This is a genomic window from bacterium, from assembly GCA_020444325.1.
Classification (GTDB): Bacteria; Bacteroidota; Ignavibacteria; order SZUA-365; family SZUA-365; genus BM516.
On the sequence record JAHLLD010000001.1, the window covers coordinates 473,229 to 497,579 of the forward strand.

The following is a 24,351-nucleotide window of genomic DNA, read 5'->3' on the forward strand; positions in this document are numbered from 1 at the left end:
GATGCGCGGAGTAATTCGCTTGCACATGGGCGGGACAGTTTCTATTTTCGGCTTTCGGGGCTTTCAAGATGGAGGATTTATGTATCGCAATTATTCCCTGCGCAACTTACTTACAGCAGCCATCTTGCTGTTCGTCATTTCGCAAACGGCATTCTCCCAGCAATCATCGCCGCTGTCCATTTCCCCATGGGCGATTCTGCATACATCCGCACCTGTGGGCAAGAGCCGTGACCTTCATGGTGCGGTGACAAACAGCAGTCAGAGCACGCTGCGTGTGCTCTCAGGATACTTTGATTCGGCAAGCGGACCCTTTACGCTGGCAGAGCCGCTTGGTGCGAGGCTCGAGCCGGGTGAAGACGCCGAGCTGCATCTCCGCTTCGCACCCACCGATATGAGTACCGTCCGGCAGATTCTGCATATTATCATCAGCCGTGATACCAGCGTTGATACGCTGGACTTCGAGTTTTCCGGGACGGGCACCAATCTCGCGCCGGACGTCCAGTTCTCACCGCCTTCGGTACGAGCCGACGAGCGGCTTATAAACGACACCTTGCTGCTGGAATTTCTGCTTACGAATTTTTCGCCGGATACCGTACGGCTCGACAGCATTCGCATCGGTGGTTCCCATACGTATGCATTCCGCGTTGTGACGCAGTCTCCCGACCGCCTGGCGCCGGACGCCGTGGATATCGTCCGGGTGGAAGCGCTCAGCGCGGTGCCGGGAGAGCGGTGGTGTGATCTCGAAGTGTACCTGGATGGCGCCTACATGCAGTCGGCATACATTTTCGTGCCGTGGCTCCCGCGTGATGCGACGCTGCGGCCGAGCGCTAATCCACTCGCATTCAGTGATGTCATGCTCACTGAAGAGGGGGAAAAGATACTTGAGCTGCATAATGACGGGACCATTCCTCTCGAAGTAACCGATGTGCAGCTGGGAGGTCCGGATGCCGCGGAATTCAGCATCGACCCTGTCGGCACGTTCAGCATACAACCGCGGAAGAAGGTGTCGATTCCCATACGTTTCAATCCCGCATCGCTCGGTTCAAAATCCGCCTGGCTTTCCATTACCTCAACGGATCCTGCGCATCCGGTCACGCAGGTGGACTTCGTCGCCCGCGGCGTCGAACTGCGCCGTCCGGAAATTGCGGTGAGCAAATCGAATGTCAACTTCGGTGTCGTCTACATCGGGTATCCGGAAACCGAAATCGTCACGATGTACAACAGGGGGAAGGCTGATCTCCATATTACGCACATCGAAAATCTCCCGTTCAACACCTGGGAATATACGAGGTGTGAACTGAGCTTTCTGCCCGCGCTGCCTGTCACCATCGCCGCGGGTGACTCCCTGCCACTAAGGATAACCACGAATCCCTCCCGCCTTATCTTTGGCTATTCCAGAGTTCTCCTCTACAGTGACGATCCCGATACTGAGGCTCTTACTATAACCGTCGGGGGAATCTCCCGGTATCCTGCCATGTATGTACCGCAGCCGAGCCAGCTGCGATTTGAAGGAATCGCCGTCAACGACAGCGCGGATGCCACCCTGCGTATCATCGACATGGGTCAGCAGCCCTCGCGTCCCTCTCTTTCGGGCGAGACGATCGAAGGTCCGGACGCTGCGCATTTCCGCGTTGTTGATCCCCTGAGCGACGGTGCGGAGAATAATGTCAAGGAAGTCACCATTCGCTACTACCAGGGTGACAAAGGTATCCGCTATGCCTTTTTCCATGTGAATGGACGCGGTCCGATCACTCCATCACTCGATATCCCCCTGATCGGATTTGACGGAACAAGCACATCGGTGCAGCCCGCTGGGCTTCCACGGCAGCCTGCGCTCAGCGCCTGGCCGAATCCCTTCTCATCGTCAACGACAGTGCGCCTTGACCTCCCGCAGGCGGGATCGGCGGAAGTTACGCTTGTGGATATAACGGGACGCACATTGCTGCGGCAGAACATCGAGTGCATCGCCGCGGGAGAATATCTCCTCCCCATCGACGGAGCGCTGCTTCCCGTGGGTACATACCTCCTGCAGCTCCACTGGCATAACCGCCAGCACACGCTCCGCCTCCTCCACCTCGGCCGGTAATCGGCGGCGGTGTCAGCGCTGCAATTGGATGAGCGTGTGGCCCTGTGATCCCAGTGCGGGAATGCGCAGGATGTACCATCCGGGCGGCTCGGACGCGAGATTCAGCGTCATTGAATGTGTGCCCGGGGATTGCATACCGAGGGACCTGCGCTGACGTACACGTCCGAGGAGGTCGAGGAGTTCAATGTCGACGGCTGTAGCCGACGGTAGCGTCAGGGAGACGGAAAGCACATCGCGCGCGGGATTTGGGTAGGCATTGACCTGTACCGATGCCGGACGCGGCGGTTCAGCATCGACGGAAGTCACGCCGAACATCATATCATGCACCCACACACCGCTGCCCGCCGTGCCCAGGAAGAGGCCGAAGCGTGGCAGGCGGCTCATGGGGAGCGAATCCATGATGGCAACGGTCATGCAGGTGACAGCCCGGGGGTCATACCCGGGAAACGGGAGAACGCGAGTCCAGTTGTCTCCGAGATCGGTACTGCGATACAGCTGGAATTTCAGGTCGGCCGCAACGAATATCGTGGAGGGATTCAGCGGATCGCAGGCCAGTGCGACTATGCGGCCCGTATCGGGCTGAAATACCTCCGTCCAGTACACTCCCCCGTTCACGGTTCTGTACAGGTCTTTGCCCACAGCGACCCAGGCCGTGTCGGGGTGCGAAGGAGAGACGGCGACAGCGGCGGCGTTCTCCTGGAATGCGTTTTCAACTTCGAACGGGAAGGCCGTCCATGACATCCCCTGATCGGTGGATCGAAAGGCTGCGGCCTGGCGGGGTTGCTGCATAATCCCTGTATACACCGTACCTGCTGCCCAGACCGCCCCGCGGGTGGGAATGGGACTCCCGAACCAGTGCGGCGTCACGTCCATGTCTACCGCGAAAGATGCCGGAGACTGCGCGGATTGCCAGAAAATTCCTCGCGCGCCACCGTGCACGGCCGAGGAATCGGTCCATGCAAGCACAGGCTGCGGCGGCATATGTCCTGAATAGTACATGGCTTCGATAGCGCCTATGCTCGGCGCGGTCGCCATCGCCGTCAGTCCGCTGTCGGCCCGCTCCCAGTCCACCTCCGTCCCGCCGAAATACGTGAAGCCCTTGCGCAGCAGCACCGGATCGAACGGCGCCTGCTGTCCATGGCGCTCAATGCCAGCGAGCAGGAGAATGCCATCCATCGGACCCACACCCCAGTGCTGTACGCCGAGTGCGGTTACCTTGAGGGCCGGATCGGCGGCGGGACCGATGAACTCCCATTTTTCGCCCGCTTCATCCCAGCTGTATCCCCTGAATATTCCGTAACGCTGCACGGATGCGAAAAGCATGTTCGCCGTCCCGGGGAACCAGGATCCTTCCATATCCCCCTGCTCCGCTGTGATATGATCTATATACCTTTCCTCGAGTCCCACCGGATATACCTGCGCCTCCATCACCCACGGACACAATACGACGCCGCACAGCAGCGCAAACAACATCATTCGCCGTAGCTTCATATCAGTCTCCATTGCTGGTGATTGTCACTCTTAAATGACACAGGAATATGCATTTGGTAACAGCGCGCTGTTTCCGTACGCCGGAACGCCTGCCAGCATCGCCGCCGATTATGCACTTTCTGCATATTTTTTTCCGCGCTCTTGCATGCTTGACCGCAGGCTCGTAATATATCACCTATTCGGGGGTGTAACTCGGATATTCTGCATAACATTTCATCGGAAGGAGGCATCATGACTCTCATCATACGACGCAGCATGCTGCTTGTATTACTCATGCTGACCGTTGCCGCGAGCGCGGATGCACAGTACAGGATTACACTCAAGAACGGTGATCAGCTCGAGGGCGATATCATCTGGTGGAGTGGTGACGCGATGACTGTCGATATCGTGACCGTGGAGGGAACGGTGGAATACGACCTTATGAAAAAAGATGTCGCATCCGTCTTTCATATCGCACGGGGCAGGGATGTCACGCAGGAATTCGTCGGCAGGCCAATATCCCGGTCTCCGCAGGCCAGCGACAACGAAAGGTTCCGCGGACTGCTGCCTACCAGTGCTCCGCCTGAGTATCTCGCCATGCAGGAAGAGCGGTCGGCCGGACTCGCTTCCCTGATGTCCTTCGTTTTTCCCGGACTGGGCCAGTTCTACAACGAGCAGCCTACCAAAGGCGCGTTCATGTTCATTATTGGCACCATCGGTTTCACCTTCGTGCTTGCCGACAGCGAAACCATCTCGCCTATCGGCGCAATCGCTTTTGCCGTCGATTACTTCTATTCCATCATCGATGCCGCTGCAGTGGCAACGAGCCGCAACGATGACATTCGCGCCGCGCGCTATTACATGCAATATCGCGGCGGCGGGGATGCGGACACACAGGGCGCATTGCTGAAACCAGAGAAATCTCTTATGCAGGGTAGTCCCGTACATGCCCAGCCCTATCCTTCCGTCGGTTTCGCCGTCCGTTTCTGACAGACGAAGTCAGCGGCGAGGTCACGGACGCCGTCAGCGCCTCAGCTGCATTCTCTGCACCTGCATGCTTTCGCCAGCGACCAGGCGCAGCAGGTACATTCCCGCCGGCAAACTGCCAGCGTGGAATTCCAGCTGATGCCTTCCCGCAGAAAGTCTGCCGTCCACCAGCACGGCCACTTCGCGTCCCAGCATGTTGAACACGCTAAGCCGCGCATGCCGCGTGACATCCATATCGAACGTCACCGTACTCCGGGTGGAGAAGGGATTGGGATGACAGGGATGCAGCAATACGGCGGTGGGACGAACTCCATCGTCGATGCCGGTTATGGAGCAAGGTGCAAATTCGATGGACGTCCATGAACTGTCCGATCCCTGCCAGGGCGTTTCGTCGGACTGATACACAGTATAGATCTCTACGTGCTGCGAAGTCGCAGTCGTGTTGACGTTTTTCACTCGGAAATCCCAGGAAAACGACGCCGCATCACTGGGCTCCAGTGCTTCCTGCAAGCGCGAGGTGGATGTATCCTGCGAAGAGGGATCGATCTCTATGAGATCGAGTCCACTGTTGTCCACGACCTTAACGGTCGCACGGACGTTATGCAAGGGTATCCCCCCCTGATTATGCAGCAGCATGGTGTAGCGCAGCGATTGCGGATCAGGATTCCCGGTGATGCTGTCGCAGTGCACGATCTTCGAACTCACACTGTGGGAGGTAAGAAACAATCCATGTACTGCCGCCACAGGCAGCCAGATCTCCCGGGTATGGGGCGTATTGAGGTCATCGTACAACGTCAGGAGGAGGCGGACATGTCTGGGTGTGGGACGCAGATCCGCGCGCATTTTCCACTCCAACTCGACATTTTCATCCTTCTGGACAGCGATATTTGTGTCACATTCCAGAGGCATTACCGAGCTGGAATCAAGTGTAATTCCCTCCGCCGACGAAATGTTCAGCTTGATTCGTCTGATTGCTCCAGTCTGATCTGACGTACTGAGCACGCTTGCCCTGACGGTAAACGGATTGGGGGTCAGTGCATAGCCTGTACTCATCAGGGAATCCGGTCCCTCGAATGAAACGGTAAACTCCGGCTGCACACCCGGGACGTGGGCCACAGCCTCTGCCACGGCCTGTTCAAGTTGGTTGCCTTCCTCATCCTCGCCTGAAATGCTGAACTGGAAATGGGGATTGGCGTATTGCCGCAGCAGATCATTCCAGCGCACCGTCCACGACACTTCCGGCACCGGATCGCCGATTTCCCATGCATCCATCTGCTCGGGGGTAAAGGTGATGGATGTGGGTTGCGTCGCGGGATCGAGCACGACATGCGGCGGCAGCGTAATTGTCCCGACCACGTTTTTCGCCGTTCCATTCCCTCTGTTCACGCATTGCAGGCTCACGGTGAAGGGATTCGGGGTGTAATTGTGCTGTGCTTCATCGTAGCGCAGTGTGTCGGGCACGGCGCAGGTCGCACTCAGCACGGGCAGCCGCAGGGCGGGAATATGCACCAGCACCTCGCAGCTGGCGGTGTCGGCGTTCGCGCTGACCATCAGCAGGCGTACGGTGTAATCATGTGCCTCGCCGGACTGATCATGCCGCAGCATCCACTGCACGCTGCCTCCCTCGTCGGGAAAGAGCTGTGCGGGCTGCAGGAGCTTCATTTCGGGAGCACCATCGAGCTTCAACGCCGGAGGAAGGATGATGCGGGCGTAGACGGAATCGGTAAGAGCCGTCCCTTCATTGCGCACGGTGAGGGTGAGCGGGAAGGGCATGGGATCATAGCGCCGGTCCTTGAGACTTGCCGTGATAACCGGTGCTTCCGCCACCCCGTGCAGCCAGGGCTGCTTTTTCACCGGAACGCCGGTGTGCAGGGTGGGACCCGAGGGACGACGCTTGCCCTCCCCATCCAGCAGATAGCTGTGCGTCCATGCAGGCACGGTCAATTCCCCTGCATTGAAACGCCGCTTCCACTCATCGTCGTTGAGCCGTTCATAACTGTCCGTCCACTCTTCATAGAAACTCATGACGGGACCGACATACGCCCGCGACTGTCCCTCGCCATTTTCAACAACGAATACGCCCATGTTCGGCAATCCGGTGCCCACATGCATCACCCATCCGACCGGTATCCCATGTTCGTCGGTGGGCACCGTGTGAACATCCGCGGTCACGACATTGACCAACTCCTGCGAAACCCACCCGTTTTGTTCGAGTGCAAGCCACTTGGCGAAGAAAAGATCGGTGTACCAGCCGTCCATATCCGTTGCGCAGCCGAAACGGAGAAACAGCACCGCTTTCACAAACGCTTCTTCCTGCGCGGAAAGCGCTTCGTTTGCGAGTTCCTTCGTCGCGATGATACCGAGCGTATCCATAATGCCGGAAAAGGAATTGAAGTACTCGACGGCCAGCGGGAAACCGATGCCATCGAATTTCTGAGCCGCGTCGGACGCAAAATCGCGCATCCTTTCATAGAATGCCGGGATGGGTTCCACATATGCATGCGGATAGGAGCAGGTCGCGCCGCCGGAGTATGACGGCTTGGCGTAGAGGATGTTGTCATGCCGCAGCTGCGCCCAGGCCGCGAGCTGCGTGTTCATTTTCTCCTGCCACCACGCGCCGGTGCGCATGAATTCGGGATACTCGTCGACGGATGCCGGCGAAGCCAGGGTGCGTATGGCGTCAAGCCAGCCGTTGTAAATGGACATATTCCAGAAATCCCCGCCGTAGGAATCCACCAGATATCGCAGTCCGTTCAGATTCTGCGCGTACGGGTACCGCGCCATTTCTTCCTCGAGCAACTGCGCAGCGGCATTGTTGCCCGTCGCGAAGAGCACATCCATCACGGACGGCTTCATGCGCTTCACTTTCCCGTGATTGGACTCAATGCGGTCATACACCACGTTCGAGAGTACATACGAGTCTATCACAAAACGCTGTCCCAGCGGCAGAAATGCCGTTGCGGGCTGTACCTGCTCGGGATCCATCGGGTCGGACATCAGGATGCGGGAGTTGATGCGCTGTGTAAATCCGGGCTGCAGGGACAGTGCATTCTGTAAACTGCTGACATTCGCGGTATCCAGCAACGCGGCCACATCCGTGATGCCCGCGATATCGAGCGCGTCACGCAGCTGTGGAACGGTGATGTTGTCACTCTCACCGACGACGGATTGCAGTACCTCGTCGATTTCCTTGAGTTTGTTCTGTGCACCTGATTTTTCGAGCGCATCGAGCAGAAGTGCTGCATCGATGATCTGCCGCTGAATATCCTGCGGCGTCTGCTGCGTCACATGATCTATCGGTGTAGTGAGCATGAACTCAATGCGTCCCAGCCACATCATGGCTTTGAAATACCAACCCAGCTGGTAGGTATCTAAGTAGTGACCACGAACAGTGAACTGGCTGAAATCCACCGTGCGGGGAGTGGAGCTGAACAGTTCGACACTGGCAGGGGCGGCCTGATCGATTTTCGGCAGAAGCTCTTCGACTTTACTCTGCGAAGCCTGGTAGTAAGGCGCAGAAGGCGCTCCGAAGAGCAGGCTTTTCGCTACGGTAAGATACACGTCGAGATCCTGCAGATTGACGGCGAGGGCAGGATTGCTTCCATACTGGCTCTCGAGGGTGGATTGATAGCTCCACAATGTCCGGAGAACATCCGCCAGCTTATCTGTGAGCTGTTCGGTCTCGAGATACTTGAGGATTTCTTCATACGACATGTGCAGCGCATGCAGGATGGCGTCAGTGCTGATGAACACCGGCATGTCTTTCATCCAGACATCGCCGAAGGCCCTCTGAAATGTCTCCGAGCGCAGTCGCTCGCTGACCATAAAGCCGTTTTTCTCTATCAGCATTTTTTCCTCAGCGGTCAGCTGATACTTGACGCTGATCGAATCCAACCACTCAGCCTTCCCGGCATCGATCGTGACGCCGTCAAAGAATAGCGGGGCAGGATGTTCCGCCTGCAGCTGGCTCGCACCGATGTTCGCGTGCTGCGCCAGATACTGCTGATAGGCCTGAACGTCGAAGCTGCCCGACTGTCCCTGCATACGCAGTACAATCAGCAGCAGCAAAACGGATGTCAATGCTGCGTATCGAATCAGATTCCTCATGCCACACTCCCGGCTTTTAAGTGAATCAGAACATACATAATCAGGACCGGAATATCTACAACAATACCAACACCTCACGACGGGAAATGTAACAGTTGCGGATAGCACGTAATTCAGATTGCATATGTCCGAAATACGTGTACTTTACCATCAGTTAAGCCCTTTCGCTTTAATATCCCTTCCCGCCGTCGCCGCCGCGTCACTTTGCGTGATGCTGCAAGCAGGGAAACGGAGCGATCATCGTGCGCAGTCTCCCGCCTGATGGAGATGCTGCGTGCTGCCTGATTTCATATAGACCGGAGGAGACTGGTATGACCAATCGCTACAGAATTCCCGCGTTCATTCTGTCGTGTATCGTACTGCTTGTCAGCGGATTGCTGACCGGCGGCAAACTGCATGCGCAATCGTATGTCAGCGAAGCGGAGTCCAACGGCTTCACGCTGAAGAAAGTCGTGAGCGACACCGCGATCGCGACGGGACAGAATTTTTCGTACACGATATACTTTTCCATTCCTGCAGGAGCGACATCGGTGACCATCACCGATATGCTGCCACCCATGCTGGCTTTTCAATCCATCAGCGTGACATCGGCCTGCGGCTCGCCCACCGTGAGCGCGCCCCCTACCGGAACGACCAACGGAACCGTGTCATTGACCTGGGCCTCGGTGCCTTCTGGCTGCTCGGGTTCTTTTGTCATCACTGTGAACTTCCCGAACGGCATCACCTGCAACGGCAGCTCGGCACGCAATCGCGTGTGTCTGACGGGAGAGATTCTCGGCATGGCAACGGATTTCTGTACGCCGTATCTCAGCACCATGGCGATCGCCGAGGATCCGTGGAATGTCGGGAAGTGGATACTCGATGCGGGATCGCAGTCCGGTCCCTGCAACAAGGTCACCGCCGATTCCGTCGTCACCTATCGCATCTGCGTATGGAAGGATGTCGGTACCACGGGACAGCTGAACATGGAAAACGCGATGGTCTATGACACGCTCCCTGCGGGCGCCATGCTCGTGCCGGGTTCGTCGACCTGCACAGGCATGACGCAGACGGGAAATGTCATCAGCTGGAATATCGGTTCTCTCTCGGCGCTGCCGATGTACAACACGCAGTGCTGTACGTTTGACGTGCTGTATCCAACCGCCATTTTCCCGACGGGCTCGCAGATTACGAACCGGGCTTCACTCGAAGGCGTACTCGGTTCGCTGAACAATCCATGCGGACAAGCGGCGCATCTGAGCAACGAGACCTGCGTGGAAATCAAGCAGGTGACCAGCGCGACCTTCAGCAAGTATGTGTACACGAACGGACAGCCTGGCTGCGACGGCAAATACCGGATCTGGCTGTGCAACAACGGCAGCCTGCCCATCGATTCGCTTACTATTACTGATACGATTCCGACGTCGCTGACGGGACTGGCGCTCGGGGCGTCGTCGAGCGGACTCTCCCCTGTCCTCACCGGCAACATCCTGACCGTGAACCTGTCTTCACCCCTGCTGCCGACGCAGTGCCGGTATGTGGACATCGAGTTCACCATTCCCGCCACGGCAACACCGGGTTCGACCATCACCAACTGCGCCTATATCACAATTCCGGGCACACCACCTCGCGAGGCCTGCGCTTCATTCGACGTCAATGCGCCTGAGGCGAAGCCATGTATATGGAAGGAAGTCTGCAACCTGCAGCCGTCCTATTCCCCGGGCGATGTCTTCCGCTATCGTCTGCGTGTGCAGAATATCGGCGGACTCCCCATCACCGGTGCAACCATCACCGATGTGCTCGATCCCAACCTCGCGTATGCCGGCAACCTGGCAACGTACACGGCCTCGAGCTGGAGCGCGCCCTGCCAGACGACATCCAACTGGAGCGGCGTCAGCCTCACGCAGACGGGCAATACGCTCGACTTCACACTGCCCGTGATTCCGGCCGACTGCCAGGATCTCTTCTATAACTACTGCGGCATGTACGGGAACTCCAGTGTGCCTTACTATTATATCGAGTTCGACGTCATGGTTACCGACACCTCGGCGCTGGGCAATATCCCGAACAACTTCTCCATCGCCGGCGGCAATCTGACGACGACGACAACCTCGAACACGGCACATGTCAACGTTGTGGGTACCACGGGCTTTTTCCTCGAGAAGAGCGTGGCGCCGGATACGACTTCGTGGTCGCCCATGATGACGACCACTGCCGGATCAACGGTGAATTATCAGCTGCAGCTTACGGTGGCGCCGGGCAGCGTGGGATTGCGGCATGTGACTTTCGCCGATCTGCTCCCGCTGGATGATGCACCGAACGACGTGACCATACTCGGTCCCTGCGCACCGCGCGGCAGCATCTTCGACCTGTCCTTCGCCTCAACCCTTTCCACCGCCCCCGCCGCGGCAGAGTACAATAATCCCGCAAGCATGGCGGACGTCGATATCTTTACACCCGCCGGGGCTCCGGGAGCGATGTTCACCGGCGGCTGCGGGACGGCGGGAAGCTGGCTGCCGGGACTCTCACCCGGAGCGTTGAACCTTGGCTACTACTTCGGTTCCACACCAATCGGCGCGGGCAATTCCGCTACGGCCGTGCTCAGCGTCAACGTCCCCGCCTCGGCACTGGAATCCGACAGCGCCTGCAACACCTTCGCGGCAAACGGCGCCGTGCGGCACCTGATCAACAGCTCGGTGATTTCCGATCAGCAGACCGGATCGCTGGAATCTGGTCCCGCCTGCGTGCATATCAGCGAGCAGACAGGAGGAAAGGATACCTGCGTGAGCATCAAGGCGGAATCCGTCGTCTCCAGCGGCGTGGATCCCACCGGCAATTGCACGTACACCATCATTCTTTCCACGAACAATCCCGCTTCCACTCCCGCGGCGGTCTGGCTGGATTCCGACCAGGGCAGCATCGCTCCGTCAGCGCTCACTGCACCGAGCGGCGCCGGAACCTTCACCATCGTGTTCACCGACACTCCTGCGGCTGACAGCATCGCCTGCATTCGCTACGGCATCTTCTCGCAACAGCAGCAGCGCATCCTCTGTGACAGCGTATGCTTCGATCTGCCGCCGTGCGACGTGGAAGAGGATCCCTGCGATTCCATCCGCGTGCTGCAGGCCGGCGCGACATCCACCGGCGTTGGCGCCACCGGCGATTGCACCTACAATATCAATCTCGTCCTGAGCAACTCCGGCAGTACGGCGACCTCCATGTGGTTCGACACCGATGCGGGTTCACTGACGCCGAATGTACTCAGCGTGGCGCCGGGCACGACATCGGGCACGCTCTCCTTCACCGACACTGCTCCGCCGGACAGCTTCATCTGCATCCGCTACGGGTACTTCTCGCTCAACCAGGAGCGCATTCTCTGCGACAGTATCTGTTTCGACCTGCCGCCATGCGAACAGGAGCAGCCGCCCTGCGACTCGCTGATCAACGGCATGCTGGATGAGGACTGTTGCGAGTACGATGTCACCATCGTCAACGCCGTCGGCACGCCCATCACCTCCATCAGCTACTATGTGACTGGAGGGACACTGGATGCGCTGACCACCGCGCCATGTGCCCCGGTGAGTCCGCCTACGGCCGGAACCACCTCGGGAATACTTACATACGCGCCGCCCTGCGCAGGCAGCCTCGGTATGTCTTTCCAGGGTACGCCATCCACTCCGGGCGGTAACATTACCGTGACGCTGGTCATTCATCACGGGGATAAGGACAGTTGCTCGGTGCGCTTCTCGTATGAGTGCAAGGAAGAGCAGCATGGCGAACCCATCGAATGCGATAAGGTGAAGGTGAAGCCCTTCCTGTTTACGGGACTCGATCTCTCGGGCCGCACCTTTGTCGTGAGCAATACGAAGGTCCCCTCTTCCCCGATCACGCATATCGACATCAATCCCGTCCCGGTTCCCTGCTTCCTGCAGGGCGGTGCGCTGCGGGTGGACTTCGTTCCCACCGCCTGGGGCATCCCCTACACGCGCATACCGGTCACCGGTTTCATCTCCGCAAACACGCAGGTGAAGTTCAATCTGGGTGTGGATTATACCTGCGGATGGACGGGCACGATCAACCTCGTCATTCACCATGCCGACGGCGACAGCTGCGTGTACAGCTACGGTCCGTGGGACGCTTCACCGCCAACCATCGGCGGCGGCGTGATTTCCACGACGGGCATCGACAAGAAGGTGTTCGCAAACCGTCTGCGCCTCGAAAACACCAGCGGCAGCAAATCGGTGAAGTGGATTTCCGTCCATGCCGAAAGCGACTCGACCATCATCATTGCCGGATCCGGCGACCACTGGGAAGGCACGATGCTGGAGAGTGGCGATGCGCGGCTCGACGGATATGAGCAGGGACGCCATGAAGCGCTGTTCAGCCTCGAAACTCCCGTGCCGCCGAACGGGACGTCGGATTACTTCAACCTCGTTGTCGCGCGTGACACCATGTTCACCGATCCCCCGGTGATACGCTGGATCACGTACGACGAAAACGGTGAAGCGATAGGAACCGACACCGTGCGCATCACCACGCCGGTGCTTTCCATACGCGGCGAGGGCACGGCGCCCGCACCGGGAGACTTCTCCCTGCTGCAGTCCTTCCCGAGTCCCGCCCAGGGCACGGCAACCATCAACTACACGCTGGGACGCGACCTCAGCGTCCGCCTCGAACTCTATGACGCGCTCGGACAGTTCGTGGAAACGGTGGACGAAGGTTTCCGCCTCCGCGGCATGCAGTCGCTCACCTACGGCACCGCGCATCTCCCCGCGGGCACCTATTACCTGAAACTCTCCTCCGGAGATCAGCAGGTGATTCGTCCCCTGGTCATCATGCGCTAGCCGCCGTCACATACGCGCAGGGGAATATGCAGAAAGTGCATATTCCCCTTCATCGATAATCGAAAACACCGGGAAATGGCAGCATGCGACTGTCACTTCCCGGTGTTTTTTATTCATCGCGGCCGGAATGAACTCGTAGTTGTCAGCTCACAGGTCCGCACTCTTTTCCTGGAAGAACTTCCAGGGGGGCGCATGGCCCGGTGGATTGCACCAGACGCCGCCGCTGCGTTTCTGATAGTACCAGGGACCGGGGTCGTAGGCATTGCGCGTCCCGAGATAGAGGCGCTGGAAAAACCAGTCTCCGCTTTTCACCGCACCGGCCATGTACAGTGAATCCGGTCGCGAGTAAATGCTCAGATATTTTTTCTCCCCCTGGCCACTTATCCGGTAAAATGCAGTCAGAGGAATGTCGAATACGGGCTTGACAATATGCTCTCCGATGATGGCATTCCCCTCGGTACGACTGAATATCGTTCCTCCGCTATAATGTTCGATGTCGTTATGCGAAGCGATGAATTCTTCTCCGCCGACAAAAACGGATAGCACCTGCAGGTCATTGAGCAACGTGTCTTCGTTCCAGATGCGAAGGGAGCTGTTGTCAAGCGTCGCGGAGGGGAAGATCCAGGGCGGCACCCGCGTGGAATCGCGTACGGGGGATACCCGAGCGGTGTCGCGATCGATGAGAACGCGCGTTTGTGCCGTGCTCATTCCCGTAAGCAGCAGGACCAGCAGCGTGGTGAGACCGAATACCTTCCTCATATCCTCCTCCAGACATTTTAATCACTGGTGTACAGAAACCTATATCACCGGGATGGAAATGTCAATTGTCTTCGTCCCGGGTCCCCAGAAGTTCGTCCAACTGCTCAGCGGAGAGCTCTGTGCGCTCACCGGCGACATCGCGGATGCTGCGGCCGCTGCTGGAGGCTTTCTGCGCGATGGCAACCGCGGCTTCGTGTCCGATTTGCGGCACGAGCGCCGTGACGGTCATATGATTTGCTCGGGACATGCTGCGCAGGCGATCGCGATTGGGCTCGATGCCGACGATACATTTCATGGCGAAAATGTCAGTCGCATTTGCCAGCAGGGTGGTGGATTCGAGCAGCGTTGCTGCAAGGACGGGAATCATCACATTGAGTTCGAAATTCCCGCTCTGTCCCGCCACCGTCACCGTGACGTCGTTGCCCATGACGCGAGCACAGACCATGGCGACGGCTTCGGGGATGACGGGATTCAGCTTGCCGGGCATAATGGACGAACCGGGCTGCAGCGCAGGGAGCGTGATTTCCGCGAGTCCCGCATCGGGTCCGGAGGACATCCACCGCAGATCGTTGGCGATTTTCATCAGACTGACGGACACGGTTTTCAATGCCGAGGAATACTCCACCGCCGCATCGCGTGCGCCCTGCGCTTCGAAGTGATTTTCCGCTTCGCGGAAGGAAATCCCGAGCTGTTCGCTGAGCGCTTCAATGACACTGCGCGCAAAATCGGGATGCGCGTTCAGTCCAGTGCCCACCGCCGTTCCTCCCATCGGCAGTTCGCGCAATGATTCGGTAGACTGCCTGATGCGCCGCATCCCCTGCTCCACCTGTCGCGCATATCCGCTGAATTCCTCACCCAGCGTCAGCGGCGTTGCATCCTGCAGATGCGTGCGTCCCACTTTCATGATGCCGTCAAATGCCGCGGCTTTTTCCCGCAGCGTATTATGCAGTTTCTGCATATTCGGCAGCAGCGCGTTCTCTGCTTCCTGCAGAATCGCCACATGCATGGCCGTGGGCATGACATCATTGCTCGACTGTCCGGCATTCACGTGATCGTTGGGATGGACCCGCGTATCGTTGTTTCCCTGCTTCTGCAGCTGCGCGGTGGCGAGATGCGACAGCACCTCGTTCATGTTCATGTTCGTGGACGTCCCGGAGCCGGTCTGATAGATATCCACCGGAAACTGCGCGTCGTGCGTTCCTTCCAGCACTTCCAGGGCCGCGGATTTGATGGCCTCACCACGGGCACGATCAATCACGGCCAGCTCCACGTTGATTTCTGCGGCACAGAGCTTGATACGGGCGAGGGCGTACAGGACAGCTCGCGGCATCGGTTCGCCGCTCACCGGGAAGTTTTCGACCGCGCGCTGCGTCTGTGCGCCCCAGAGCGCGTCGGCGGGAATGCGGACTTCTCCAAGTGCGTCATGTTCGGTTCTGTATTTCATGCAGCCTCCTTTCCGTTCTTTTCCTTTTCATTCAGTCGTTCCTCCTCACTCCCCAGGGCCTTGCGCTCATGAATGCCGAGCTGCACGACGGAGCGGCGGAAGAAAAGCGACATCGTCCAGTCCAGCGCCACGCGCACACGGCGCGCCCAGCCGGGCATCTTGAACAGGTATACCGTTCGCCAGAGAAACCAGGCCGGGAAGCCGGAGAGCTTGATACCGAAAATGCGTGCGACCGCCGTGCGGCAGCCGAGCGCGGCCAGCGTTCCGCGCGGTTTGATATCGCAGGGCGATGCTTTTTCTCCGCGAAGTACGGCGGCAATATTTTTCGCGGCAGCTTCAGCCTGACGGACGGCATGCTGCGCCGTGGCGGGATAGGCGTCTCCGTTTGCATCAATGTTCACCGCGCAGTCACCGATCGCCCAGATCGCTTCGTGTCCCTTCACTCTCAGATCGCGTTCGCAGAGGATATACCCTCGTTCGTCGGTAGGAACATCCAGGTGCGAAATGAGCGGAGCGGGAGCGATACCCGCCGCCCAGATGAGCGTATGCGCGTCGAGGCGCTCTCCATCGCTGCACATCGCGTGATCGCGATGCACGGAGGAGACTGTCTGTCCCGTGCGTATGTCCACGCCTCGGCGGGATAACTGCTCGGATGCATAGGCACTGAGTTCTTCATCGAGTGCGGGAAGAATGCGATCCTGCATTTCCAGCAGGGTGATGCGGCAATCCGACGCCCGCACGTTCGCGTAGTCACGGGAGGCCTCCTTGAGAAAGACATCGAATTCCCCGGCCACTTCCACGCCCGTGAAGCTGCCGCCGACGACCACGAAATGCAGCAGCGCACGGCGCTTCGCTTCATCGTCCGTCGCGTCGGCCAGTTCCAGCAGCTGTATGGCGCGGTCGCGCAGAGCGACGGCGTCACGCAGCTGTTTGAGTTCGAAGCCGTGCTCACGGAGTCCCTCCACCGGCGGCAGGTTGGTGACACTCCCCAGCGCGATGACGAGGTGATCATATTCCAGTTCACCACTGTCGAACGGATCTTCCTGCATGAAACGCACGCGACGCTGATCGAAGTCGATGGACTGCACGCGACCCATACGAAACACGGTATGCTTCAGGAAGTGCCGGAGGGCGACCACGGCGTGCCGTGGTTCCAGGCTTCCGGTGCCCGCCTCGACGAGGAGGGGATAGAACACGAAGTAATTACGCTTGTCGATGAGAATGATTTCCGTCGCGCTGCGGTCGACCCTCCGCTCAAGCTGCTGGGCGCAGTACGCGCCCGCGAATCCCCCGCCGAGCACGACCACGCGTCTTTTCCTTTCCATCATGCACTGCCTTTCCTGTCTCTGATGCGCGTCATCTGACTTCCCGCGCGAATCATGTCGATATCCCGCTGCGTCAGATCGTTGGTCACGCTGTACTCTTCATCTTTCGTCGTGTTGCGCAATGTCATTGGCGTGCCCGGCTGCAATGCGTCATGCAGCTTCTCCAGCAGCAGCACATCTCCCGCTTCAATGCGGTCGTGATCCGCCGCATCGGCGAAGCGCAGGGGCAGAATGCCGAAGTTCGCGAGGTTCTGGAAATGAATGCGCGCATAGCCTTTCGCGATCACGGCGCGGACGCCGAGATACCGGGGCGCCAGCGCCGCATGTTCACGGCTGGAACCCTGTCCGTAATTCTCCCCTGCCACGATGAATATCTGCTGAACCTTCACCGCCTGCGCCCTGTCGTAAAACTGCTCGTCGATCTGAGCGAAAGTAAAGCGGCTGATTTCCGGGATATTGCTGCGGAAGGGCAGCACGCGCGAGCCGGCGGGCATGATCTCATCGGTGGAGATGTCGTCGCCGAGATGCAGAAGTACCGGACCCTGCAGGATCGCAGGCAGCGCATCGAATTCCGGCAGTGTGACGATGTTGGGTCCCTTTACGAGGTCGACATCTTCATCCTCCGGCGCAGGCGCATCCACAATGTCTTCGAGCAGGATGAGCTGCTCCGGCTCTTCGTAGCGGGGATACGGCATGTCGAGCGTGCGGGGATCGGTGATTGTTCCGGTCAGTGCCGACGCAGCTGCGGTTTCAGGGGAACAGAGATACACCTGGTCCTCTTTCGTGCCCGAGCGTCCGGGGAAATTCCGCGGCACGGTGCGCAGACTGATCCGTCCCGTGGCCGGTGCCTGTCCCATGCCGATGCAGCCGTTGCAGCCGGACTGATGAATCCGCGCGCCGGACTGCAGGAGGCTCCCGAGGTATCCATGCTCTACGAGGTTCTGCAGAATCTGTCGCGATGTGGGATTAATATCGAGGGAAACCTGTGATGGAATACTGCGTCCCTTGAGCATCATGGCGGGCACGGCGAAATCGCGCATGCCGGGATTGGCGGACGAACCGATCATGGACTGGTAGATTTCCTTGCCCGCGACTTCGCGCACGGGCACGACATTGCCCGGACTCGAAGGTTTCGCGATCAGCGGTTCGAGCTGCGCGAGATCGATTTCGTCATGCAGATCGTATTCCGCGTCCTCGTCCGCCGCGAGCGCCTGCCAGTCCTGCTCGCGTCCCTGCGCGCGCAGGAAGCGCCGCGTCTGTTCATCCGACGGAAAAACGCTGGTGGTCGCACCCAGTTCCGCCCCCATATTCGCGATCACATGGCGGTCCATCGCCGAGAGCGTTGCGAGTCCGGGACCATAGTATTCAACGATCTTTCCTATCCCCCCATCCACATCATGCCGCCGAAGCATCTCGAGAATGATATCCTTCGCGCTCACCCAGTCCGGCAGTTCTCCCGTCAGCTTCACGCCCATGATGCGCGGCATGCGCAGCACGTACGGCTCCCCGGCCATGGCCGCGGCGACATCGAGTCCCCCCGCCCCGATGGCCAGCATGCCCATCGAGCCCGCGGCGCAGCTGTGGCTGTCGGACCCCAGCAGCGTTTTCCCGGGTTTGCCGAAGCGCTCCATATGCACGGGATGACTCACCCCGTTGCCCGGACGCGAGAAATGCACGCCGAAACGCCTGCAGGCACTGCGCAGGAAGAGATGATCGTCCGGATTTCTGTAATCGACCTGGATCAGGTTGTGGTCGACATACTGTGCCGAGAGTTCGGTGCGCACGCGTCCGATACCCATGCGCTCGAATTCCAGCATCACCAGTGTGCCCGTCGCATCCTGCGTCAGCGTCTGATCGATACGCAGCGCGATTTCCTCCCCCGCCTGCATGCTGCCATCCACCAGATGCGCAGCGATAAGTTTTTCCGTGACCGTTCGGGACATCTTTTCTCCTTTCCTGCTGTTGATACCCTGGTATCAAAACGGCAGGCACGGGGAAGTCGTTCCGGGAGTCGCCCCCGCTACGCGGAGTCGGTGTTGCCTCCGCTACGCGGAGTCGGTGTTGCCTCCGCTGCGCGGAGTCGTTTTCGCCTCACCTGCGGCTCGGCGTTTTCGGCATACGCCTTCGAATCTCCAAACAACAGCGCAATCACGCTGAGCTACTACAGATTTCAGCAGATCCGACCTCCCCCCTTTTCCGTGAAAATCCGTAATACCCGTGGAAATCCGCTTGCCCGCCGAAGTCCTGTATTACAGGACGAAGGCGGGCGTTCCCGCTGGACTCATCTGATCACCGATATAAGCTTCGACACCTGCGCACCGTCCTCCGCCGTGACGCGAAGTATGTAGCTTCCCGGAGTGAACTGCGTGCCGGACACAGTTATGCGCCACTGACCGCCAGCTTCGAGCGTGCGGGAGAGGCGTTCGCGTCCGAGCATATCGTACAGCGACAACCGATAGCTCTCATCTCCCGCACCTGGAATGGCCACCTGCAGCATGCCCCCGATCGTGACCGGTTGCGGCCACGCTTCAAGGGTTAACGCGGCAGGTAGCGACGGATCGCCTACGCTGGTACTCTTCCGGATCACGTATGTCACTGCGATGCTTCGATTCGATGGAGCCGCGGATACGTTCAGTGCGGCCGCGTGTCCACCCACATCAAGCATCGTGCGGTTCGGCTGCACAACGACCGTGGCTTCGAGGTTGCCGGAGAGTGGATTTGCATTCAGCCATGTTTCAGTGGGCTGCATGCTCCAAGGCATGGACAATCCTCCACCCGTCCACAATTGCACGTTCTGCGCTGCTGGAAGCGGTCCGCCGCGTTCGGCTTCGAAGTACAGGTGCTTCGGGGAGAGCACGACACTGCCCGGGGAATCGAAGACGACTTCGATCGACGAACTGCACCCATCACCATTTCCCTGCTGATCGGAACGCCATTGCCAGGTTACGTTAACAGGTCCTGCTGCCGTCAGTTGATTGGACGGCGTTATCATCCACCACCGTGTGCAGGATGCGTTCGGGAGAAGTGTGCCGGGAGGGACAGGACCGCCCTGCTGGTTGACAAACTCCGGTGATGTGAACAGCTGTGTGCTGTCCGATCCGGAAAGGACGAATTTGGGAGGAAGAACAATCGAAGCCTCACAGCCGGTCAGAGCGATTGTCCCGGTATTTGTTGCGGTGTACGAGACGAAGAGCGGATCAGGGATGAAGCGTTCGTAGTACGGATCGGCGTACAGGGAATCGTGTCCACCGGTCGCACAGGCTGTGCCCGTTTCTTCCGGCCAGGCTTCGATGTGAATAATCACACTGCACTGTTTCCACTCCGCCTGCTCGTCGGAACGGTAGCGCACGATGATTTCCTGATCTTCGGCGATTGAGGCAGGCTGCGGGATAAGAAGCCAGGTAATTTCAGCCTCCGACGCACCTGCAATTGAGGGTATGGATTTCTGAATGGTCTCCCCTGCCTCGAGTGCTAAACGTCCAGCCTGCAAATGGTCGATTTCAGCGATGAAACCCGTTTCCTCTCCATCGAAAGGATTGGTCAGGGTCAGCGTAACGGGAAGAGGATTCGGCTCGTACTGCGACAGGCGTCGATTGAAGCGAAGTGTATCCGAAGCGCGGAGCTCACAGGAGACTTCCCCTTCGATTCCGGGGATCCAGATTTCATGCGAGCAAACAGAAAGAACGGAATTGTCCTCGGCGTACGCGGTGACGAGGCATCGCGCCATCCGGTCGTTGCGGAGCAGTTTCGCACGCAGTAGCCAGTAAAACGTCGTGTCCTTCCCTGCATCGAGTCTTCTGCCATTTTTCGTCGCCGGATCAATACAACCGATACCACTCCCAGCATCGAATGTCAGTTCATACCGCTTCACCGTGATCGGCAACGTTCCGGTATTCACGAGCCGATAGTCTAGATCCACGAGGCGGCGCTGTTCCACTTCCTGCGCAGTCAATGTATCCGGTGCGGTAAGATTGCACATGACACCTTCTTCCAGCCGCGTGATGGCGACGATCTGCTGACATACGCGCTGATGAATGCCGCCGCCGGACTCCAGGCGGTAAAGAATCGTATCATACGTGATGCCGGGCGGCTGATCGGTGAGAGTCATTTCCCAGCTGAGCGTGTCTCCTTCTCCAGTACGCAGACGCAGTGGACCAAGACCGGATTGCTGTCCTGCACCGAGCTGCAAACTATGGCAGGATGAGAGGTCGATTTCGACCATGACATCGAGGAGTACGGTGTCGAGCACCTGCCGAAACGCGACGCTTCCGATGATTGGATCCGGGATCCACCCCGTGGTGTCTTCGGGAATGAATACCTGCAAAGGACCTGGCACCGAACACTGAAGTGGGGCCAGTCCGGGGACAGACACTTCGGTTTCGCAGAAACTCAGAATTCCACCATGCTCATCCTCACCGATAACCTGTACTCGCATAGTTCGTGCATCGGCACGTTCTTGCGCCCGGGCCTGCCAGTGCACCGTATGTGTATCACCTGGTGCTAACGTGGTCCCCGGAAGATATCGTGATGACGCTGGAAACGGAATCCCACCAATATCTCCGCCAAAGTGGAGACCGAAACGTGCCACCTCGACCGGCAGATTCCCGTCGTTACTCAGTGTACAATGCACAGGAAAAAGGTCCGGAACGTAGCCGTCTTCGCTTGCAGAAGTGGACAGGTGATCAGGTGCCGTGACTGAACATGAAAGGTCCAACTGTCCGTATTCTTCATACTCAATGTAAAGATGGTGTTCACAGGGGGAAGAGGAAGGAACTCCGCCGGTCGATAAATCCGCATCTCTGAAATACGTGACCACATCAACCCATACGCCCTTGCCGGATATCGTAGTGGTGTCTACCCTCACAGTCCACGAAAATGACACAGTTTGTGATGGAGCCATGACGCCTGCGGGGGGATTCCTATGTAGCGATTGGTTTGCAGGATCAAGTGTCAGTCCGGCAGGAAGAGTCAATACACATTCCACCTCGCCGGCCTTACGATGCAAGTCGACATTCGTGATCTCCGCGGTGATGGTCATCTGCGCAGGATCCACACGTGAGGGCTGTCGAACAATTCGCACGGTATCTGCCATTGTTAGCGAGCAATTCAGCATCACACAGCCCGGCAGTCGCGTGCGAAAAAGGAAAAGATCATTTTTCCCGCCAGCAAACTGCGGTTGAATTGCCCGGAGCGGGCTGAGACTGTCCGCATGTCGATCAAGGATGCCGCCGAGAAACGTCAGGTTCCTGTTGCGTACAAAGCCATAGGTACTCCACCCAACATCCATTGCCGAGTCAATAAATACACCACTGCCATAATAGATGGAATCATTATGGATATATTTTTCGTCAACATGCCAGTAGCCGAAGGACCGTATGGTCTGTCCGGTTTCGTCCAGAATGAGCAGCGCCTGTGGTCCCTGAACCGTGTCGAGCGGGGAATAAAACGTTGTAATTGGTGATCGCACCCTGCCGAAGACCGCAATATCGTTGCATTCGAGAGTAAATGTATTTGCTGATTGTGTATCGTCTGCAACATCTTCGAGAATTTCCAGAGGCAGAAATGATGAAAAGAGCGGTTCACCACCAGCTCTGTGAAATTTCATCAGGAATGAAGGCGGGGTTCCAAGACTCAATGCATTTTTCAGGGTAAAATTGTTCGGATAGGCTGTATTTCCAGAGATGATGATATTATCGGCCGCATCAATGGCAATATTCGATGGATTTGGCCATGCCCCCGGACTGGGAGAAATAAATCCAGTTGTAAATACATACCTTTGCAGGCTGCTGTCAATCTTCACCAGCACTGGACCATGCTGCGGCACATACCAGGAGTTGACTGCAGGGATTTCGACGAGTGGGTTTTCCACTAAAAAGATGAGATTTCCCTCAGAATCGATGTTTACATCGGAAATACCCCATGGATGAGGGCTCCCCTCAATGATGTATGTACCTCGCAATACTGTAGTGTAGTCTCCGGTAAGTTTCACGACTGCAACCGCAATCAGCGTGCTGTCACCGGCAAGATTCGGTGTCTCGAGAGTATCATCAAGGGTTCCGGGAGTGACGAACCACTGTTGATGAGAAGAAAATCCCATGACAAAGACATTGCCTGCAGCGTCCGTTCTCAAGCAATTGCCACCGAAAAACGAAGGCCCCCCCAGCCAGGTTGCAGCGTCGAGCTGTCCGCTGCCGCTCAGTCTGACCAGGCTCGTGGATGAACGCCATGGTAGACGCACCGTAGGTCGTATTGGTTGAACAGTACCTGCGGTGATTGGGAAATCATCTGAAGCGGTATTGCATAGCAGATGCGTTGATGCTTTATCCCCAACCCCAATCTTGATCGAGAGTTCCTGAAATCCGGTATGTCCATATAGAGCATACGGGAGTGAATATTCATCTTCTTTCCCACCGATGTATGTTGAAAAAATAACGTGCTGTGCATCAGCGTCAAGTAAGGTCACGAAATAATCTCGGTCCCACTCTCCCCCGGCATTCGAGGATTGATAAGCGTGCATCAGAGGGAAATCACTTGACGTCGTTATTCCCGCAATGTGAATGTTTCCAGCATCGTCGGCTTCCATACCGAGTTGGCCTTCGATACCTGTCCCCCCAAAGAACGTGTTGAACTCCGTTTCAATTACCTTCCGCTTCTCGAAATAGTTGCGATACGGCCAGCTACGCGTACTATCAACCAGGGTGAGCATGCCCCCATTTCTGGACAATCCTGATCCGTGTGTACTCGTCTTAATGCCTGAATCTTCGGGAAAATTCCCGGTTTTGATCTTCACAGCGCGAGGATCAGCGCCTTCGTGCAGGATGAGGCGCTGTTTCAGCTTCCCGTTGAATTCGATGTATTCCACATCAATACCATCCCAAACGTTCACATATCGCACCCCCTTGTACGTCGGAACGTCACTACGCCATTGATTTTGATCATCGCCACGATAAAAGTTCGTATGAGTCGCAACCCGATCGATCCCTTCGATTCTCATGTCCGTTGAGGGCGCCACGAACTCTAGTGTTGCACATTCGTCACGAAGGAGTTTACCATGTTCCTCTGATATCAACTCCCCTGAAAGAATACTGCCTGTGACCTGCATTGGGCGGTAAAGTTGTACACCCGTAAGCATGAACGCCGCCTTGTCAGTGCCACGAAGCACCCCGAATTCAATTTTTTGATTCCACTGCCCCGCATTACCTATGAAATGAAGTGGCAGACGAAGTGGTTTTGTAGGAGGATTCGATCCATGTGCAGGCAAAGAGGCTATTAGGATGAGAAGGACAACATGGACCAACAGCATCATTGTTTGCTCCGTGGGTTTGACATAGCAGATGACAAATAATAGGA

General features: G+C 57.7%; 10 protein-coding genes. 3 read left to right on the forward strand and 7 right to left on the reverse strand.

Annotated elements, in window-relative coordinates:
* Positions 1-79: 79 nt before the first annotated feature.
* The gene (locus KQI65_01995) at positions 80-2,086 is read left to right on the forward strand and encodes a choice-of-anchor D domain-containing protein (protein ID MCB2203493.1); all 2,007 of its coding nucleotides are present in this window, start codon (positions 80-82) and stop codon (positions 2,084-2,086) included.
* Between the two features lie 12 nt (positions 2,087-2,098).
* Here KQI65_01995 and KQI65_02000 read toward each other — a convergent pair whose 3' ends face one another.
* On the reverse strand, positions 2,099-3,577 hold the full coding sequence (locus KQI65_02000) for a T9SS type A sorting domain-containing protein (protein MCB2203494.1): 1,479 nt from the start codon (positions 3,575-3,577) through the stop codon (positions 2,099-2,101).
* A 231-nt stretch (positions 3,578-3,808) separates the two neighbouring features.
* Between KQI65_02000 and KQI65_02005 the strand changes: the two genes are divergently transcribed.
* Complete coding sequence (locus KQI65_02005) at positions 3,809-4,546, forward strand: hypothetical protein (GenBank protein ID MCB2203495.1); 738 nt, start codon at positions 3,809-3,811, stop codon at positions 4,544-4,546.
* Positions 4,547-4,579: 33 nt separating this feature from the next.
* Here KQI65_02005 and KQI65_02010 read toward each other — a convergent pair whose 3' ends face one another.
* Positions 4,580-8,650, reverse strand: a complete 4,071-nt coding sequence (locus tag KQI65_02010; protein ID MCB2203496.1) for a DUF3160 domain-containing protein — start codon at positions 8,648-8,650, stop codon at positions 4,580-4,582.
* 311 nt (positions 8,651-8,961) lie between these two features.
* On the opposite strand from KQI65_02010, the gene KQI65_02015 reads away from it, so the two are divergent.
* A complete protein-coding gene (locus KQI65_02015; GenBank protein ID MCB2203497.1) occupies positions 8,962-13,473 on the forward strand; it encodes a T9SS type A sorting domain-containing protein in 4,512 nt (1,503 codons plus the stop codon).
* A 147-nt stretch (positions 13,474-13,620) separates the two neighbouring features.
* On the opposite strand, the gene KQI65_02020 is transcribed toward KQI65_02015, so the two are convergent.
* The 5 genes from KQI65_02020 to KQI65_02040 all read right to left on the reverse strand — a co-directional run bounded on the left by KQI65_02020 (position 13,621) and on the right by KQI65_02040 (position 23,239).
* Complete coding sequence (locus KQI65_02020) at positions 13,621-14,232, reverse strand: hypothetical protein (protein ID MCB2203498.1); 612 nt, start codon at positions 14,230-14,232, stop codon at positions 13,621-13,623.
* A gap of 61 nt (positions 14,233-14,293) precedes the next feature.
* Positions 14,294-15,676, reverse strand: coding sequence for a class II fumarate hydratase (locus KQI65_02025; GenBank protein MCB2203499.1), 1,383 nt, complete (start codon positions 15,674-15,676; stop codon positions 14,294-14,296).
* Positions 15,673-17,004, reverse strand: a complete 1,332-nt coding sequence (locus KQI65_02030; protein MCB2203500.1) for an NAD(P)/FAD-dependent oxidoreductase — start codon at positions 17,002-17,004, stop codon at positions 15,673-15,675. Before KQI65_02030 ends, KQI65_02025 begins: the two co-directional genes overlap by 4 nt.
* Positions 17,001-18,944 carry an aconitate hydratase gene (locus KQI65_02035; GenBank protein MCB2203501.1) on the reverse strand — a complete coding sequence of 648 codons (1,944 nt, stop codon included), beginning with the start codon at positions 18,942-18,944 and terminating at the stop codon, positions 17,001-17,003. The genes KQI65_02030 and KQI65_02035 overlap by 4 nt, the downstream gene beginning before the upstream one ends.
* Before the next feature lie 338 nt (positions 18,945-19,282).
* Positions 19,283-23,239 (reverse strand): T9SS type A sorting domain-containing protein, encoded by a 3,957-nt coding sequence (locus KQI65_02040; GenBank protein MCB2203502.1) that lies wholly within the window; start codon positions 23,237-23,239, stop codon positions 19,283-19,285.
* Positions 23,240-24,351: the final 1,112 nt, after the last annotated feature.

What these genes read in the sequence shown, in the direction of transcription:
- KQI65_01995 (MCB2203493.1), top strand. Translation starts at nt 80, where the DNA reads ATGTATCGCAATTATTCCCTGCGCAACTTACTTACAGCAGCCATCTTG.
- KQI65_02000 (MCB2203494.1), bottom strand. Translation starts at nt 3,577, where the DNA reads ATGAAGCTACGGCGAATGATGTTGTTTGCGCTGCTGTGCGGCGTCGTA.
- KQI65_02005 (MCB2203495.1), top strand. Translation starts at nt 3,809, where the DNA reads ATGACTCTCATCATACGACGCAGCATGCTGCTTGTATTACTCATGCTG.
- KQI65_02010 (MCB2203496.1), bottom strand. Translation starts at nt 8,650, where the DNA reads ATGAGGAATCTGATTCGATACGCAGCATTGACATCCGTTTTGCTGCTG.
- KQI65_02015 (MCB2203497.1), top strand. Translation starts at nt 8,962, where the DNA reads ATGACCAATCGCTACAGAATTCCCGCGTTCATTCTGTCGTGTATCGTA.
- KQI65_02020 (MCB2203498.1), bottom strand. Translation starts at nt 14,232, where the DNA reads ATGAGGAAGGTATTCGGTCTCACCACGCTGCTGGTCCTGCTGCTTACG.
- KQI65_02025 (MCB2203499.1), bottom strand. Translation starts at nt 15,676, where the DNA reads ATGAAATACAGAACCGAACATGACGCACTTGGAGAAGTCCGCATTCCC.
- KQI65_02030 (MCB2203500.1), bottom strand. Translation starts at nt 17,004, where the DNA reads ATGATGGAAAGGAAAAGACGCGTGGTCGTGCTCGGCGGGGGATTCGCG.
- KQI65_02035 (MCB2203501.1), bottom strand. Translation starts at nt 18,944, where the DNA reads ATGTCCCGAACGGTCACGGAAAAACTTATCGCTGCGCATCTGGTGGAT.